Raw genomic sequence first — 16,504 nt, 5'->3', positions numbered from 1 at the left:
CCGAAGGGCTCAGGTCGAACGGATTTTTCAAACTGGACCACTACCCCTTCCCGGGCGATCCTGCGCCGTTGCGAAACGATGCTCGCTTGGAACAAGCCCCGCGCGCAGATATCAAGTATTGCTGTACTGGAAGGCGCGCCGAGCCCGAATTCGGCGATAATCATCGCCACGATGCGAGACACCAGCGACAGCGGAAGAAGCGAAGAGCCGCTTGCCAGCGGACCTAGCGTTGTTTCCAGCATCCGCACACGGATTCGGCTTGGCGACCATCTGGGCGCCTATGACGAAGTCTTGGGCGCATTGGAGACCGCCGCCGAAGATCCGGGGCTGCAATATCTTCACGTGCTCGCGCTGTGCAATCTCGGCTGCACTCAGGATGCCCTCGCCCACTATTCCGTCTACGGGCTGTCGAATCGAACCGATGAAGATTCCCTGGCCCTGGCAGGACGCCTGCTGAAAGATCGATATGCAGGGGCGTCGCCAACCGAACGCGCGGACATCGCGCGCCGCTCGGGCGAAGCGTACGAGCGCGCCGCTGTCATCACGTCCGGTTATTACTCTGCGGCCAATGCCGCCACGATGTTCAGACTTGCCGGTCTACAGGCGGCATCGTCGCGCTGGGCAACCGAAGCGATCGCGAGATTGAATCGCGATAGCCCATCCACCCAGGTGCAGCGCTTCTTCCATTTTGCAACGCGGATCGAGGCCAATGCCCTGCTAGGGGACAAAGATGCTGTCGAAAAGGCGCTGCTGAATTTTCAGTCCGTCATGTCCTCACAGCCGCACTGGCTAGCGCGCCTGCGCTCGCAGTTTCGTTTGCTGGAACGCGACGGCGGCCTGGCATTTGCGCTCACCGAGCGCATCGTTCCGGAGCCGGTCGGAACGCTGATGCGTGGCAGCAGGAAACACAGCGTTTCTTCGGCAAACACGGACATCAACTCGCGCGTGTCGCAAGCATTCGTGCTGCTGGACTGTCCCGAGACCGCAGCTGCAGCGCTCAAGTTGATCGGCTCCGGAATCCATGTGCATTGCTTCTTCCTTGGACCGAAAAGCGATTTCCTGAAACAGGTCGAAGCCGCGCATGGCGCAGCGGGCCTGACCCTGATCCAGGAATGTCTGGCCAAAGCGAGCGCGGAAAGCGAAGTTTCCGCATTCGTCGAACGCGATTCCCCAACGGCGATTCGCTACGCTGAAAACCTTTGTCTCGGTGCGGCGGCCCATGTCGCATCTACACTTGGAACGCAGGTCATCGATCTGGACGACGTCGAGACCACCATCGATCCACAAACTTCAACGCCCCAGCAACCGCTGTCGGACGCGCAGCGATTTTGTGCGTCCGTGTTGTTTGCCGATTTCCAGGCCTTCTCCAAGCTCACCTTCGACGAAGTTCGCCAGTTTCAGAGCGCCGTTCTGCTGCCGCTGGGCAAAGTGCTGGATGAGCAACGCACGCCGGCCTTGTTGCGCAAGACATGGGGCGATGCGATTCATGCCATCTGCCCCGACGTCTCCTCCGGTATTGAACTTGCGCTCGGCTTGCAGGAGGGGTGTAGAGTCGACACGACAGACAGTCAGCGCCACCTTCACCTGCCGTTGCGTATCGCTCTTCATTTCGGGCCGATGGAACACGGATACGACCCGATCGAAAAGCAGCCGACCATCTACGGCGCTGGCCTTACGTTTGCGTCGCGCATCGAACCCATTACTCCACCGGGCAGCGTTCTGGCATCGGAGGCGGTGGTGTGCGAAGCGGCCTTGCGCTGCCCGCAGCAATATGAATTCCGCTATGCCGGCAACCTTGCCCTGGCGAAAGGCTATGGCCACCATCGTGTTTTCACCGCAACGCGTTCGGCGTCCGTCTCTTGACAGGTCAGAGGGGAATCACGGCGTAGATTCCTCGCTTGGCTTGTATGGCAAGCCCAGCTTCTTCAGCACATCCTTGAAGCGCGGTTCGCCGCGGATGGCATCGAAACCCGGGTCCCAGAGTATTTGAGGGTTCGTGCTGTTGCGATGGACGGCGTAGCTTTCCAGCTCGACCAAAGCATCTTCATACTGGCCCAGATGCGTGAGTAGCACCGCATGGACGATCGGATCGCCGCGCAGCTGGGCATCGGCAGGCGCCGTTTCAAGATTGTGCAAGGCGGCGACGCGCAACTTCGGGTCAGCTATTCCGCGTACCAGAAATGCCGTTGCGTCAGGATCTTTTCCGTTGAGTGTGTCATGAAGGCGAAACTCGGTTTCGGCCTCGGTATAGCGGTGGCGATTAAGATCGATCACCGCCGCGATGTTGTGTGCCAAGGCAAAGTCCGGATTCACAGCAAGCGTGCTTTCGATTTGCGCCGCAGCTGCTTCGTAGCGATGCAGGGCAAGCAGGATTTGGGCGCGGATCACGCCGATCACCCGAGCCAGCGGATCAAGGCGCTGAGCGCGCTCGATCTCCGCCAACGCCGGCTCCAACTGACCTGCCGCATACAGGACCTGCGCATGCTGATCAATCGCTTCCACGTCGCCGGGGGCCGCGGCCAGCGCTCGGCGCAAAGCCTCCTCGGCTTGCGGCCATTGGGCGCGGCTAATGTATATCTCGCCGAGGGCGACATGAGCCGACGCCGTATCCGGATCGATCGACAGAGCGCGTCGTGCAGCGGATTCGCCGCGCGGGATTGCAGCTTCCATCGAATCCAGGTTGTAGTTCGGCAACAAGACTTCGGTCTCGGCCAGCGCACCCCACGCCTGGGCATAGCCTGATTCGATCGCCACGGCTTGTTCGAACGCTTTCACGGCGTCGAGCAGGCCGCGCTCGCGCGCGGCCAGCAAGGCCAGACCGCGCAGGTAGGCATCATGCGCTCGCGGGTCAACCGCCGTCTGCGCACTCTGGTTGCCTTCGGCCAGGCGCAATTTGAGCTGATCGGCGATTGCCTTGGAAATCTCGTCCTCTACGGCGAAGACACTGGTCAGTTTGCGATCGTATTTTTCCGACCAGCGATGAAACCCATTGTGGGCGTCGATCAACTGCGCGGTGATGCGCACGTCGTCGCCGGCCCTCTGCACGCTGCCTTCGAGCACATTCGCGACGCCGAGCATTTCACCGACCTTGCGCAGATCCTCGCCCTTGCCCTTGAACGCAAACGCCGACGTTCGCGCGGCAACCTTCAGATCCGGAATGTGCGTAAGCGCATCGAGGATCTCCTCGGTGATGCCGTCGCTGAAATATTCGTTCTTCGCATCGCCGCTCATATTGACGAACGGCAGCACCGCGATCGACTTGTGATCGACTGGAATTGTACGCATTGGCGCAGACGCGCCTGACGCCGGTGTCGCTGCGACGGTTGCCGACGGCGCGTTGGCATTCGGCGCAACTCGCCAGAGAACCACGCCGCCGATCACCAACAACAGCGTGAGTATCAGCAATTCGCTTCCGGAAACGCGTTGGACGCCGCGCTCGCCGTGATACCAGGCGAGCACCAAGGTGACGAAGAATCCGATGATCAGTGCAATCGTGATGCCGCGGCGCACACCATCGGGCCAGTCGAACTGCTGGGCGACGATGTCGAGCCCCTGCAGCAATGCGAACGCCGCGGCCGCATAAGCCAGTGCCCATTGCACCAGCTTGCGTTCGCGCAGGCGCTGCAGAAAGTCACTCACAATCGAGCCGCCCGTCGTGATGGCCGGCAATTGTCGGGAAATTCGAAAATTTCCAGTCGCATCATTTCGCCGCCGCCGGCGCCGCGGTGAAATCGCGCGCGGGAACGATTTTCTCTGCCAGAGCCTCGAATCGAGGATCACCATGCAACGGATCAAGCATCGGATCTACGCGGATCGGCGCGATATCGGCGCCGTCGCGCTCGCGGTAGCCTTGTTCCAGCCAATTGAGCGCTTCGGTGCGATCGCCCAGACCGAGGTACACCATTGCAATGGTATAGGCTTCGACGTAACGGTCCTTGCGCATCGAAAGAAGCCGATCGAGTATCTTTCGAGCTTCATCCGGACGACCGGTCTTAGCGTAGAGATGCCCCAACAGCCCGACCGGAAACGGATCGCCGCCGCCGGACGCAATCGACGCCCGGTACTCGGCCTCGGCCTCCGCCGGGGAACCGGCCAATTCCAGCGCTATACCCAGCATATAGTGCGCAAAATAAAAACTCGCATCCATCTCGATGGTTCGTCGAAGCTGGGCGATTGCCGTGTCATAACGCCTCGCATAAATATAGGCCTGCGCGAGATTGGTATTGATGATCATGGACAGTGGGTCGAGTTCCAGCGCGCGCTTCAACTCCACGGTTTCGCGTTCGATCTGGCCCAACGCCGCTAGTGGATGATTGCCGAGCCAGTGATGCGCCGTTGCATTGTTCGGGTCGAGCGCGATGGCGCGCTCGAGTTCCGCGGCAGATCCGGGCATATCGACTTCGTAAATGTATTTGACCATGCCGAGCGCAGCGTGCGCGTCGGCCGAGTTGGGATCGAGTTCCAAGGCCTTTTTCGCGGCGGTTTGGGCCTGCGGCAGGCAATCCTTCGGAGCACAGCCGCCGTAACTGGGCAACAACAACCACGCCTGCGCCGTCATCGCATAGGCGAGCGCGTAATTCGGATCTTTTTCGATTGCCTTGGCGAAAAAATCGATCGATTTGCGGAGATTGACGGCGATGCGCTTGTTCCAGAAAAAACGCCCTTGCAGGTAGAACTGGTAAGCCTCGGAGTTTTCGGTCGGCCGCACGGCCAGCGCAAGCTGCTCCGACCCGGTCAGCTTGGCCTGCAGCGCCTCGGAAATGGTTTTTGCGATGTCGCTCTCGACCGTGAAGATGTCGGTGAGCTTGCGGTCGTAGATGTCGGCCCACAGGTGCGTGTCGGTACGCGCGTTGATCAGCTGCACATTCACGCGCACCTGGTCGTTGGCTTTCTGCACACTGCCCTCCAGGATGTTGGCAACGCCGAGTTGCCGGGCGATCTCCGAGAGGTTGCCGGGCCGCGCTCCGAATTGCTGGGTCGACGTTCGCGAAATGACTTTCAGCGCGCTGATCTTGGAAAGACGCGTGAGGACTTCATCCTGGATGCCTTCGGCGAAATAGGCGTTCGCTTTGTCGTCCGACAGGTTCTCGAATGGCAACACCGCGATCGACTTGTCCGAAACGGGAACTTCAGGAACGGACGACTGTTTGGATCCCGTCGTGCTCGTCGTCGATGGCTCCGTTGCGGTCGGCGCCAGACGCCAGGTCACGGCGCCGCCGATCGTCAGCAACAACGCCAGAATGAGCAGTTCGGTACCGGTGACCCGCTGTGCGCCTCGTTCGCCGTGGTACCAAGCTAAAACGAGCGTTACGAAAAACCCGATCGCCATCGAGACGATGGCGAAGCGTTCGATCGACTCGGGCCAACCGAAACGCTGCGCGACGATGTCCAAAACCTGGATCAGTGCAAATGCCGCAGCAGCATAGGCCAGCGCCCACTGCACCAGCTTGCGTTCGCGCAGGCGCTGCAGGAAATCGCTCATGGGCCGGCCTTCTGGAACTCCGGATCGGCATGCAATTTGTCGAAGTCCGGATCGAGCCGGAGGGTGGCGCGCGTGATCGGATTGCAGGGTGCGCCGTATGGCGCGCCGAGCAGACAGCATAGTCCGGCGCCGCCCGGCATCGACATCAGGTGGTCTATCGTGAGGAAGCGCTGACCCGTCATTGGTTTGCCTTCAGTGCCTCGATGGCGATTGACCGGACGCTGGCGGCAGATTCACCTGCCGCAGCAGCGCCTGGAAGCGCGGGTCTTTTTGCAGCGGGTCGAACAGGACGTTCGCGTATACGAGTCCGCGGAACGGCGCCTTGTCGTGAAACTGCCGTTCGATCGCCGCGAGGGCGAGATCGTCGCGGCCGACGATCGCGAGCACCATCTGGATAGCCGTGTCCTGCGCCGGCCCGGCCGCGATCTGTTCGGCCAATCGGTCGCGCTGCGCCGGATCGCGCGCAGCGGTAACGAACTTCGTCATCAGTTCGCGCCGCGGCTCCGGAAAATTGGAGATCGCTGCCTGGGCCTCGTCGTAGCGATGCAGCTTGACCTGAGTAAACACCTTCCAGTTCTGCGAAAACACGAAGGCCGGTGCGATGCGCAACGCCTCGTCGAAGACCGGCAGGGCTTCTTCGAATCGCCCCTGCAACGCCAGCGCGAAACCCTTCAGGTGCTGGGCGATGACCGACAGCGGATCGATTGCGAGCAGGGCGTCGAACTGGGCATCGCAGTCGGTCCATCGGCGCTGGTACATCAGGATCTCGCCGTACCACTGGTGCGCCGTCGCATCCTGCGGGTTCGCCGCAACCACGGCGCGGAAGTCGGCTTCGGCGCCGCTCCAGTCGAACTGGCGCGCACCGCGGATGTACGCGCGCGCGAGCAATGCCGCGCTCGACGCTGGTTCCAGGCGCAACGCGTGATCGGCCGCATCAAGCGCCTGCTGCATGGTATCGGGAGCGGCACCGGTGTTCGCCGCGACGGTCTCGTAATACTCGGGCAGGATCGCGTAGACCTGCGCCATGCCTGCCCAGGCGTCGGCGTAGTCCGGGTCGACGACCAGCGCCGCCTGATAGGCCGCGATCGCAGTCTGCAGGTTCTCATAGCCGCGCTGGTGCCAGAAATACTGGCCGCGAAGATACTGCTGGTACGCTTCGGGCTTCGGCGCGTGCAGTGCGCCGTGCGGTTTCTGTTCGTCCTGCAACACGAGCTTGAGCTGATCGGTGATCGCCCGCGCAATGCGTTCCTGCAGTTCGAATATGTCGTTCAACGTGCCGTCGTATTCCTTCGACCATAAATGCGAATCGTCGGCTGCCTGGATCAGCTGGGCGGTGATGCGCACCCTGTCGCCCTGCTTGCGCACCGACCCTTCGAGGATGTGCGCGACGCCGAGCGTCCTGCCGATCACCTGCAGGTTCTCGTTCTTTCCCTTGTAGAAGAAGGACGATGTACGCCCGGCGACCTTCAACCCCTGCACCTGCGCCAGGGCGTTGAGGATCTCCTCGGTCATGCCGTCGGAAAAATATTCCTGGTCGTGGCCGGGACTCATGTCACTGAACGGGAGCACCGCGATGGAATTGCGCTGGCGCGGGTCCTGGGTCGAAGCCGGTTTGCTTTCAGCCGTTTCTGACGTAGTCGCGACGTGCTGTTCCACCGGCGCAGCGGCAAAGCGCCACAACAGCCCGCCGCCGATCGCCAGCAACAGCGCGAGGATCGACAGCTCGACGCCGCCGACGCGTTGCGCACCTTTTTCGCCGTGATACCAGGCCAGGACGATCGCCACGAAGAAGCCGATCGCCAGCGCGAGAATCAGCATGCGCTCGATCGCTTCGGGCCACGCGAAGCGCTGTGCGACGATATCGAAGCCCTGCAGCAGCGCGAACGCAGCGGCCGCGTAAGCCAGCGCCCATTGCACCAGCTTGCGTTCGCGCAACCGCTGCAGGAAATCATTCATGCGTTGCGCTCCGGCCCTCGATGTCGGCGATCGCTTTCTGGAAGTGCGGGTCATGGCGCAGCGGATCCCAAACCGGATCGACTTTGAGCATGGCGGCGGATATGACCATCCCGGCGGGCATGGCCGACAGTTTTTCGATCAGATCGATGGACTGATCTTTTGCGCCGACGCGCACGTAGAGTTTGGCCAGCCAGCAGAGGTATCCGGGCCCGCTGAAAGCATCCCTGTCGACCGGCGTCAACTCGGCCGCTTTGCGACCTTCGGCAATTGCCTCCTGCTTGAGTCCAAGGCCGGCATCGGCGAAGCCCAAGGCCAGGTGAAGCCCGGAATCGGCAGGGCGTTCGCGCACCGCCAACTGCATTTTTTCGCGCAATTCAGCGTAGAGCGATTTGGCCCGCGCATCGTCGCCATCCGCTGCATACGCCCACGCCAGGTACAGACGCTTCGGCAACGCGATATTCGTCGCGTCATACCAGTTGCCTGCGGAGTCGGCCGTCACTACCGCGGTGGCCGCTGCGAAATCGCGCGACCACCATGCGAATTGCTCCAGACGCAATCCATTAGCCGTATAAACGTCCGTCCCACGCTTCATTGCGTCGAGCGCAGTCCGCATCGGCATGAGATCGCCTTTCCAGAACACCAAATTCTCGGCGCGCCGCAAGAGCTGTACTTCCGGATCCGCAGTGACTTCCGCGGCGCGCCCGAATAGTCGATCCGCTTCCGCGTAATTGCGCTGCTGCATGTAGCATTGCGCCAGGTTGAAGTAGGGTCCGCTGCTATGCGGAGCCAACATCGCTGCGCGCTGGAAGCCGGCGATCGCCTGGTCCAGGCGTCCCTGCCGTCGTGCGATGGCTGCATCGGTCAGTTCCACATCGGCATTGTTGGGCAAGGTTTTGCGCGCAATATCGAACTGTTCATGAGCGGCTGGATAATTGCGAAAGCCCCAGTAGAGGTATAACCCAAGCGCATAGTGGGCATCGCCCAAGTCCGGTTGCAATTCCAATGCGCGGTCCGCCATTGCCTTGGCCGTCGCCAGCCTCGCGTCGGTTCGATCCGGCTGGAACCAATACGCATACATATGCGCCTTGGCAAGGGCGGAGGCGGCCAGGGCAAAGCCAGGATCCTTCGCCAGCGCTTCTTCAAACAATGGAATTGCTTGCGGCACCTCTACCGAAGTCAAAATATATTCGTCGTTCGCGCGGTTGTAGTGGGCAAGGCCGCGCAGATACAGGTCATAGGCATCGGCATTCTGCGTCGGCGCCTTGGCGACGCTCGCGATCTCCGCCGGCGTCAGCTTGGCTTTCAGCGCTTCGGCGACTTTCTGCGCCACTTCGCCCTCGACGCCGAAGATGTTGTCCAGGGTGCGCGGGTAGGCCTCGGCCCACAGATGGTTGTCGCTTGCGGCGTCGATCAACTGCAGGTTGATAAGCACCTGGTTGCCGGACTTCTGCACGCTGCCTTCCAGGACCGTGGCGACACCGAGTTGCTGCGCGATTGTTTTCAGATCGTCAGGATGGCTCTTGTACTTTTCGGTCGACGTACGCGAAACCACTTTCAGATCGCCGATACCGGCGATCTTGGTCAGGATCATGTCCTGCATGCCGCTGGCAAAATAGGCGTTGTCTTCATCCTTGCTGAGGCTTTCGAACGGCAACACGGCGATGGATTTGCGGTCGGCCGGGACGACAGCTACCGATGTCGATCCTGGCGCGGCAGCGTAAGCTTTCGCCTCCGGTGAATTGGTACTCGGCGCGACTCGCCACACCACTGCGCCGCCAATTGCCAACAGCAGCGCGAGAATCAACAGCTCGGTTCCGCTCACGCGCTGTGCGCCGCGCTCGCCGTGATACCACGCCAGCACCAGCGTGACGAAAAAACCGATCGCCAGCGCGACGATGGCAAAACGCTCGATCGACTCGGGCCAGCCGAAGCGCTGCGCGACGATATCGAGAACCTGGATCAGCGCAAACGCCGCTGCGACGTATGCCAGCGCCCATTGCACCAGCTTGCGTTCGCGCAGGCGCTGCAGGAAGTCATTCATGCGCAGCATCCGCCGGCAAGCACGGCTCGCGGCAGATCGGATTCTGCCCCGGCTGGGGAGTACGCAGTAGCCACGCGGTATTCGTGGCGGCGTCGCATTTCATGCCAAAGCCAAGCCTTCGCCATACCGATCGCCCCTTGCAACGGTCGCCAAATTACAGCATAACAGTCGCGACGGCGCGGAGCGGAACTTGATCCAGCGAATTGCTCAAGCACGCGCGTGACATGCACGCTTCGCCAGCAAGCGCTTCGAAGCGATGTCAGCGGGAACCCGACAAAGCCTCTTGAATGTCCTCAAGACCAAAGCCGCGTGTCTCGATGCCGCTCCGCAAAAGCATGAGACCGGAGATTGCCATCGGCACCGCGATCAACACCGCGGACAGCATGAAGTGCGTGAAGAAACCGCTCACGCCAAGGCCCGCACCAAGGATGCCGCCAAACTTCGAGCTGGCCGCGACCAGACCCGAACCGGTGCCGCGCAGATGTACGGGATAGATTTCGGCGGCATATGGAATCAACATCGCGATCACACCGCTGACGCTGACCAGCAGGGCCGCAGTGGCAATGATGGTCGCGCTTGCGGATTGCACATGCGCCAGCGCCATGAAGAAGAACGCCAGCAACGCGAACGTAGTGAGCGCGATGAACAGCACCAACGAATGGATCGAACTCCAACGGTGATAGAGCCAGACCACGAGGCCGATGCCCGGCAGCGCGAGGACCGCCGACCATGTCAGCAATGCGCTGGTGCCGCTGGCCTGCACACCGAGATTGGTCAGGTTGATCGGCAGCCAGAGAACGAAGCCGAAATTCACCAGACCCCACGCGGTACCGCAGACGAGCAGACCCCAGGTGATCGGAGCATGCCGGCCGCGCAGCAGCTGGCGCATGCCGATGACCGGATGCAGCTCGTCGGGAATCGCTGTGGCGACGGAATTGTCGTCATCGGGTGCAATCCGGTTGCGTGCATCGGCGACCGATTTCGCACCGGAGAATTTCAACAGCACCGCGCGCGCTTCGTTTTCCAGACCGACGTTGGACAGGAAGCGCGGCGACTCGGGGATCCAGCGGTTGAGCAGCAGGATGATCGCACCGGTCGGCAGATTCAGCAGCCACAGCACTCGCCAACTGAAGGTGGGTTCGAGCAAGGTTGCTGCCCCCGCCGCCGCCAGATATCCGGCCGATGTGCCGATGCCGCCGAGCATGACCAGCAGCCAGCCGCGCTGCGCTGCCGGTACCGTTTCGGCCATCAGCGTGAACGCGATCGGCAGCATGCCGCCGGCGGCTGCGCCCATCATGAAACACATTGCGAGATTCCAGTTGTAGCTGGGCATCGCTCCGCAGATCGCGGTGCCCATGAACATCAGCGCCGACAAGAGGATCGCCGCGCGCCGGCCGAACACATCGCCGATGCGGCCCCACAGCACCGAACCCACGGTGGTTCCGATCAGCGCGACGAACGCAAGCAGGCCGCCGGTCTGTTTGCTGATCGCGTACTCGGCAGTCATACCCGGCATGACGAAACCCAGCGTCGCCGGTTTCATCACATCGATGGCCAGCGCCACGATCAGCACGATCACCAGCGTCCAGTGCTCGCGATTCAACGGCACGCCATCGGCAATATGGAAGTAGGCGTGATCGCGCGCGCCTTGCAGTGTCTGGCGCATTTGTTCCAGACGCGGCATCAGACCGTAGCCCGAAAGCAGCAGGCCGAGCGGAATGATCGCCATGCCGGCAAGCATGATCGGATCCATTGGCATGCCGGCCAGGTGATAGTGCGTATGCGCGCCCATCGCGAGCATCGGCCCATGCGACAGCACGCCGGCGACGAGCAGCGCACAGCCCAGCCAGAACGCGATCGGGTGATGGAACGAGATACCTTTCGATGTCATGGAGCGGATCGCATTCCCCGGCGATAAGATGGCACAACCCCGTGCACCGGTGCTCATCGTCGCCGGTTCGATAGTTTATTTGATGTGGCCCGGGGATGTTTGAAACCAAGCCCACCACTTATCTTTGAACAATTCAGAGTGCAGAACCCAAGTGGTCGCTTCCCTTGCGCAGCGGGGAAGCTGCCCGCAGGGCTGATGGGGGCGCTTTCCCATGTCCGATCAAGAGCAAGAGCGCCCCCTCCCGCGTTACGTGCCGCTCCTGCGGCACGCCCTTCGGGCCGGCTTCGCCGTTCGCTTCGGCATCCTGCCTTCGCAGTCGGCACCTTGTACTCGCCACATCCATGTGGCTCGCCCTGCGGGCAGCCTTCGCTGCAAACATCGGCAATCCTGCCGATGTTTCCCCGCGGCGCAGGGGAAGGGAAAGCGATCGCCGCGCCGACCAAGCTGTTGCGGTATTTCAAACTTCAGCTGGCCGCATCGTAGACGCAAAGGCGATCGTGCGGGCTGCGCGGTCCCGTGCGCGCGCGAACTATACCGGCTTGGAGCCTTTCCGAAAAACGCGTTCGCGCTCGAATTCCTCCTCGTAGAGCTGCTTCGCAGGCTTCAGCAGGTCGCTGCGACTGACGAATCCGACAAGACGTCTGGATTCCGCCGATTCGATGACCGCAAGCCGCTCCAGTCCGAACGCGGCCATGCGCGAGGCGACCGACCGACAGGTTTCGTTGGCCAATGCATAGGCGGGTTCCTGTTGCGGAATAACCGTGGCGATGGCCGGATCGCCGCCATGCGCCAGCGACTGCAGGCTGGATCGATCCACGTTGCCGACGAACTTGCCGTCGACGACCACGGGATATGCACGCTGCTGCTGCGTCGAGCCGAAGTAATTTGCCAACACCTCGGACAACTTCAGTTCGCCCGGAATCGCAACGACATTTCGTGTCATGACTTCGTCGATGAAATGTTTTTCCAGCGGATCAAGACCGTATTCGCGATAGACATGCTTGCCCCGGCGCGCGATTTTCTCGGTCAAGATCGAGCGCGGCATGGCGACCACGGTGAAGCCGTATGCGACGGCACAACTCAGCAGGATCGGCAGCAACGCGTTGGCGTCGTGCGTCAATCCAAACGCGAACAGCACCGCAGTCAATGGCGCGCGCATCGTGCCACCAAGCGTGGCGGCCATGCACACCACCGCCCACAGCTTCACATCGCCGCCGGGCAGCCAGGTACCGATCACGCAGCCCAGTCCCGCACCGATCATGAGCAATGGCGCGAGCACACCGCCCGAGGTTCCCGAGCCCAGCGCGATTGCCCAGATGATTATCTTCACGACGAGCAGCGCCGCGACCGTGGACAACAGCAGATGATTGGCCAGCAGATCGCCGATGACGTCGTAGCCGACACCCAGTGCACGCGGCTGGAAATATCCACCCAGGCCGACCAACAGACCGCCCAGCGCCGGCCACCACATCCAGTGCAGCGGCAAGCGGCTGAACCCGTCCTCGATGCGATAGAGCAGATGCGTCATCGCGCTGGAGAGCAAACCTGATGCAAGGCCCGCGACTATGCATGACAACAGCCCGAGCAAGGACGGTGCGTCTGTTTGCAGCGGGAACAACGGCCCCGCGTCGGCCCAAAGCGGTCGCAGGAACGCGGCGACCGCGCAGGCCAGCATCACCGGCAGCAGGCTGCGCGGGCGCAGCTCGAACAACAACAATTCCACTGCAAGCAGCACGGCCGCGACCGGAGTACCAAACACCGCCGTCATGCCCGCGCAGGCGCCGGCGACCAGCAATGCCTTGCGTTCCACCGAAGTCAGATGGAACGCCTGTGCGAGCAGCGAGGCCATGGCGCCGCCAGTCATGATGATCGGACCTTCCGCGCCGAACGGGCCGCCGCTGCCGATCACGATGCCGGACGAAATGGGTTTGAGCACGGCGACCTTCGGCGACATTTTGCTCTTGCCAAACAAGATCGCTTCCAGTGCCTCGGGAATTCCATGGCCACGGATTTTTTCGCTGCCGTAGCGCGCCATCAGACCGACTATGAGTCCGCCGATGGCCGGCACCACAATCACCCAGGCGCCGAGGTGATTGGCAGCGGGCGAGTGAAATTCAAACGACAGCGTCTGATAGAAAAAAAGGTTGGTGAAAAACCGGATCGCCGCGAGCAGGACGACCGCGCCTAGCGTGCTGATCGCCCCGATCAGGAGCGCCAGCAGCGACAGCATGAACAGGCGTTCGCCGCCTGCAAAGTCTCGTTTGTGCATGATGGTTCCGTGGTTCTGCAATGCAAGGCGCCGTGAAAGCGCTTCCTATCCCGACGCCGCGAGGTTGCTCACGCTCACCACGCCGCCGAGTCGTCGAAGCTCGTTTTTGTGTACGCCGGCGACACGTTCGAGCAAGCCCATCGCCTTCGCGGTCAAATGAATTTCGACGCGGCGCGCATCGGCAAGACTGCGCTGCTTGGTAATGAGCCCATTGCGTTCACAGCGTTTGACCAGCGCCACCGTGCCCTGATGACTTGCGCACAACCGTGCCGCCAGTTCGCCGATGGTCGCCCAATCGCGCTTTGGATAACCGCGCAAATGCAGCAGCAGCAGATATTGAACCGGCTGCAGGCCGGCAGCGTGCGCGGCGCGCGTTCGCTGAAGCGCAGGAACTGCGCCAGCCGGGAACGGAATTCGGACAGCGCGACGTATTGAGACTTGGCAATCACGGCTGGACGAAATTCCAACGGGCGAAAATATACAACGAGGTGATATATTATAGCAAAACGCTCGGGCGCGCCATCGGCATCCGGCGATTCGCCTTCCGCTCGCGATACCCGGATGCGCCGGTCGTTTGGTGATAATCTGGTCGTTGGGGTGGGGGAAACACGGCGGCGGCAAATTTCGGGCGAGCGATGACGATCTCTCCGACGGCTTCCAGTTTCAAATACAGGGCTTTCATCAGTTACAGCCACCAGGATCAGGTCTGGGCGCAGTGGCTGCATAACGCGCTGGAGTCTTACCGTGTCCCGCGCAAACTGGTTGGACAAACGACCGAGTCCGGCGTGATTCCCGCGCGCATTGCGCCGGTGTTTCGCGATCGCGACGAATTGCCCAGCGCGCACGATCTCAACCGCAAGGTCAACGAGGCACTCGCCGAGTCTGCCAATCTGATCGTGATCTGCTCGCCGCGCTCGGCGACTTCGCACTGGGTGAACGAAGAAGTCCTCACCTTCAAGCGCCTCGGCCATGCCGAGCGCATTTTCTGCCTCATCGTCGATGGCGAACCGAACGCGAGCGATCTTGCCGACCGCGCCGCCGAGGAATGTTTTGCGCCAGCGTTGCGTTTCCAACTCGGCGTGGACGGACAGCCGACGCAGGAACGCACCGAACCGATTGCCGCCGATGCACGCGCGGGCAAGGACGGCAAGAACAACGCCAGACTCAAACTGATCGCGGGCATGCTCGATGTCGGCTTCGATACGCTCAAGCAGCGCGAACTGCACCGACGCAACCGGCGCATGGCCGTGGTTACCGCGCTGGCGTTGGTAGTGATGCTGGTGACGACGGCTCTCGCGATCACCGCCGTCATTGCGCGGCACGATGCCGAGCGTCGACAGAAGCAAGCCGAAGAGCTGGTCGGCTTCATGCTCGGCGATCTCAACGACAAGCTGCAGGAAGTCTCGCGACTCGACATCATGGAGGCGGTCGATGACAAGGCGATGGGGTATTTCGCCTCGCTGCCGACCACCGATGTCACCGACGAAGCGCTGAAGCAGCGTGCCAAGGCATTGGAAAAGATTGGCTCGATCCGCTTTGCCCAAGGGCATCTTCCGGCCGCGATGGAATCGTATCGGGCGGCGTTGAAACTCTCTGGCCGCCTTGCGGATGCGGCTCCCAACGACGCAGATCGGCAGATCGCCTATTCGCGGGATTGGGCGTGGGTGGGCTATACCGACTGGTATGAGGGCAACCTCGACGCCGCGCAGCAAAGCTTCGAGTCGGCACAAACGGTTGTGCAACGTGCCGTGTCGCACTCCGCTGACGACCCCGAATTGATTTACCAATTGACCGCTATCGAAAACAACATCGGACACGTACTCGAAGCGCGCGGAAAACTGGATGAAGCCGAAGCGCTCTACCGGCAAATGCTGGTTCACTGCAAGCAGTTGGTTGCGGGCAGGGCTGCAAAAGCCGTGTGGACGGCTCAGTTGGGTTCGGCACACAACAATCTGGGCAAAGTCGCCTTGACGAGTGGCGACCTGGCCACGGCGATCGCCGAATACAGCGCCGACGATGCGATCGAGTCGGACCTGTCGGCAAAAGATCCAAAGAATAATGATCAGCTCTACAATACGTTTACGGTACGCGCAATCCTGGGTCGCACACTGGCCCTGACCGGTGACATCGAAACGGGTGTGCGCGACCTGCAGCAGGCAATTGACATAGCGACGCAGCTCATCGCGGTGGACCCGACGCAGACGGGTGTCCAGGAAAATCTTGCGCTTTACCAGATGCAGTTGAGCCGGTTGCTGCGTCTTGCCGGCCAGCTACCCAAGGCTAACGCGCTGACGGCGCAAGCACTGCAGGCGTTCGCAAGGCTGACCAAACAGGATCCCGCTAACGCCGATTGGCAGCGCGAATTCGCAGAAGTGCAGACCGAACACGCCGCACAAACGTTTGCCGGCGACGACAAGAACGAGACGCGCAAGCAGGCGCAAGCTGCGTTGGACATGCTCGCTCCACTACTTGCCAAGCAGCCGGACGACCGCGCGATACTCCTGGCCACCGTCAATGCGAAGCTGTTGCTCGCATCCGTCACTGACGACGCGCAGGCTGTGCAGCAAGTGCGCCAGGACGCATTGAGCGCAATCAAGGCGGTGAAAAGCGGCACATCGGATCCGCGTTTGCTTGCATTGCAAATCGAAGCGTTGTTGGGGCTCGATAAAAAACCCGAAGCACAGCCCTTGATTCAGCGCCTGTGGGAGTCCGGCTATCGCGACCTGGCGCTGGTCGCGGTCTTGCAACGCGAGCATATTGACTACCCGATCAATGAGGCCTTCCAGCAAAAATTGCAGGCAGCCACTGCCAAAAAGGATTCCTGACGAGCAAGGCGTTACGGCCCGCCCCATCAAGTGCCGCCAA

The 16,504-nt window shown here is 61.5% G+C and carries 10 protein-coding genes and 1 pseudogene; 3 read left to right on the top strand and 8 right to left on the bottom strand.

Going from position 1 to position 16,504, the window contains the following annotated elements; genetic code table 11:
• The first annotated feature begins 78 nt into the window (after positions 1-78).
• Positions 79-1,863 carry a tetratricopeptide repeat-containing protein gene (locus VIE67_RS09825; RefSeq protein WP_332025695.1) on the top strand — a complete coding sequence of 595 codons (1,785 nt, stop codon included), beginning with the start codon at positions 79-81 and terminating at the stop codon, positions 1,861-1,863.
• A 15-nt stretch (positions 1,864-1,878) separates the two neighbouring features.
• Here the strand turns inward: VIE67_RS09825 and VIE67_RS09820 are convergent, their stop codons facing one another.
• The 8 genes from VIE67_RS09820 to VIE67_RS09785 all read right to left on the bottom strand — a co-directional run bounded on the left by VIE67_RS09820 (position 1,879) and on the right by VIE67_RS09785 (position 13,957).
• Positions 1,879-3,639: a tetratricopeptide repeat protein gene (locus tag VIE67_RS09820; RefSeq protein ID WP_332025693.1), complete on the bottom strand. Its 1,761-nt coding sequence runs from the start codon at positions 3,637-3,639 to the stop codon at positions 1,879-1,881.
• A gap of 61 nt (positions 3,640-3,700) precedes the next feature.
• The gene (locus VIE67_RS09815) at positions 3,701-5,482 is read right to left on the bottom strand and encodes a TPR end-of-group domain-containing protein (RefSeq protein ID WP_332025691.1); all 1,782 of its coding nucleotides are present in this window, start codon (positions 5,480-5,482) and stop codon (positions 3,701-3,703) included.
• Positions 5,479-5,664 carry a hypothetical protein gene (locus VIE67_RS09810; protein WP_332025689.1) on the bottom strand — a complete coding sequence of 62 codons (186 nt, stop codon included), beginning with the start codon at positions 5,662-5,664 and terminating at the stop codon, positions 5,479-5,481. The genes VIE67_RS09815 and VIE67_RS09810 overlap by 4 nt, the downstream gene beginning before the upstream one ends.
• A gap of 10 nt (positions 5,665-5,674) precedes the next feature.
• Positions 5,675-7,438: a tetratricopeptide repeat protein gene (locus VIE67_RS09805; RefSeq protein WP_332025687.1), complete on the bottom strand. Its 1,764-nt coding sequence runs from the start codon at positions 7,436-7,438 to the stop codon at positions 5,675-5,677.
• Positions 7,431-9,479 (bottom strand): tetratricopeptide repeat protein, encoded by a 2,049-nt coding sequence (locus tag VIE67_RS09800; protein ID WP_332025685.1) that lies wholly within the window; start codon positions 9,477-9,479, stop codon positions 7,431-7,433. The genes VIE67_RS09805 and VIE67_RS09800 overlap by 8 nt, the downstream gene beginning before the upstream one ends.
• 259 nt (positions 9,480-9,738) lie before the next feature.
• Positions 9,739-11,370: an MFS transporter gene (locus VIE67_RS09795; protein WP_332025683.1), complete on the bottom strand. Its 1,632-nt coding sequence runs from the start codon at positions 11,368-11,370 to the stop codon at positions 9,739-9,741.
• Positions 11,371-11,899: 529 nt separating this feature from the next.
• Positions 11,900-13,639: a chloride channel protein gene (locus VIE67_RS09790; RefSeq protein ID WP_332025682.1), complete on the bottom strand. Its 1,740-nt coding sequence runs from the start codon at positions 13,637-13,639 to the stop codon at positions 11,900-11,902.
• Positions 13,640-13,684: 45 nt separating this feature from the next.
• Complete coding sequence (locus VIE67_RS09785) at positions 13,685-13,957, bottom strand: MarR family winged helix-turn-helix transcriptional regulator (protein WP_332025680.1); 273 nt, start codon at positions 13,955-13,957, stop codon at positions 13,685-13,687.
• Positions 13,958-14,274: 317 nt separating this feature from the next.
• Between VIE67_RS09785 and VIE67_RS09780 the strand changes: the two are divergent.
• Both VIE67_RS09780 and VIE67_RS09775 read left to right on the top strand, forming a co-directional pair.
• Positions 14,275-14,607: pseudogene (locus VIE67_RS09780) on the top strand (TIR domain-containing protein); the annotation flags it as partial.
• A 213-nt stretch (positions 14,608-14,820) separates the two neighbouring features.
• The gene (locus VIE67_RS09775; RefSeq protein WP_332025744.1) at positions 14,821-16,464 is read left to right on the top strand and encodes a tetratricopeptide repeat protein; all 1,644 of its coding nucleotides are present in this window, start codon (positions 14,821-14,823) and stop codon (positions 16,462-16,464) included.
• Positions 16,465-16,504 lie beyond the last annotated feature (40 nt).

Source organism: Rudaea sp. (assembly GCF_036560865.1).
Lineage (GTDB): Bacteria > Pseudomonadota > Gammaproteobacteria > Xanthomonadales > Rhodanobacteraceae > Rudaea.
Note: the sequence above shows the minus strand (reverse complement) of the source record. Positions and strands in the feature narration are given on the sequence as shown.

Coding starts and splice junctions, on each gene's coding strand:
- VIE67_RS09800 (WP_332025685.1), bottom strand. CDS start 9,479: ATGAATGACTTCCTGCAGCGCCTGCGCGAACGCAAGCTGGTGCAATGG.
- VIE67_RS09795 (WP_332025683.1), bottom strand. CDS start 11,370: ATGACATCGAAAGGTATCTCGTTCCATCACCCGATCGCGTTCTGGCTG.
- VIE67_RS09805 (WP_332025687.1), bottom strand. CDS start 7,438: ATGAATGATTTCCTGCAGCGGTTGCGCGAACGCAAGCTGGTGCAATGG.
- VIE67_RS09810 (WP_332025689.1), bottom strand. CDS start 5,664: ATGACGGGTCAGCGCTTCCTCACGATAGACCACCTGATGTCGATGCCG.
- VIE67_RS09775 (WP_332025744.1), top strand. CDS start 14,821: ATGCTCGATGTCGGCTTCGATACGCTCAAGCAGCGCGAACTGCACCGA.
- VIE67_RS09815 (WP_332025691.1), bottom strand. CDS start 5,482: ATGAGCGATTTCCTGCAGCGCCTGCGCGAACGCAAGCTGGTGCAGTGG.
- VIE67_RS09790 (WP_332025682.1), bottom strand. CDS start 13,639: ATGCACAAACGAGACTTTGCAGGCGGCGAACGCCTGTTCATGCTGTCG.
- VIE67_RS09825 (WP_332025695.1), top strand. CDS start 79: ATGCTCGCTTGGAACAAGCCCCGCGCGCAGATATCAAGTATTGCTGTA.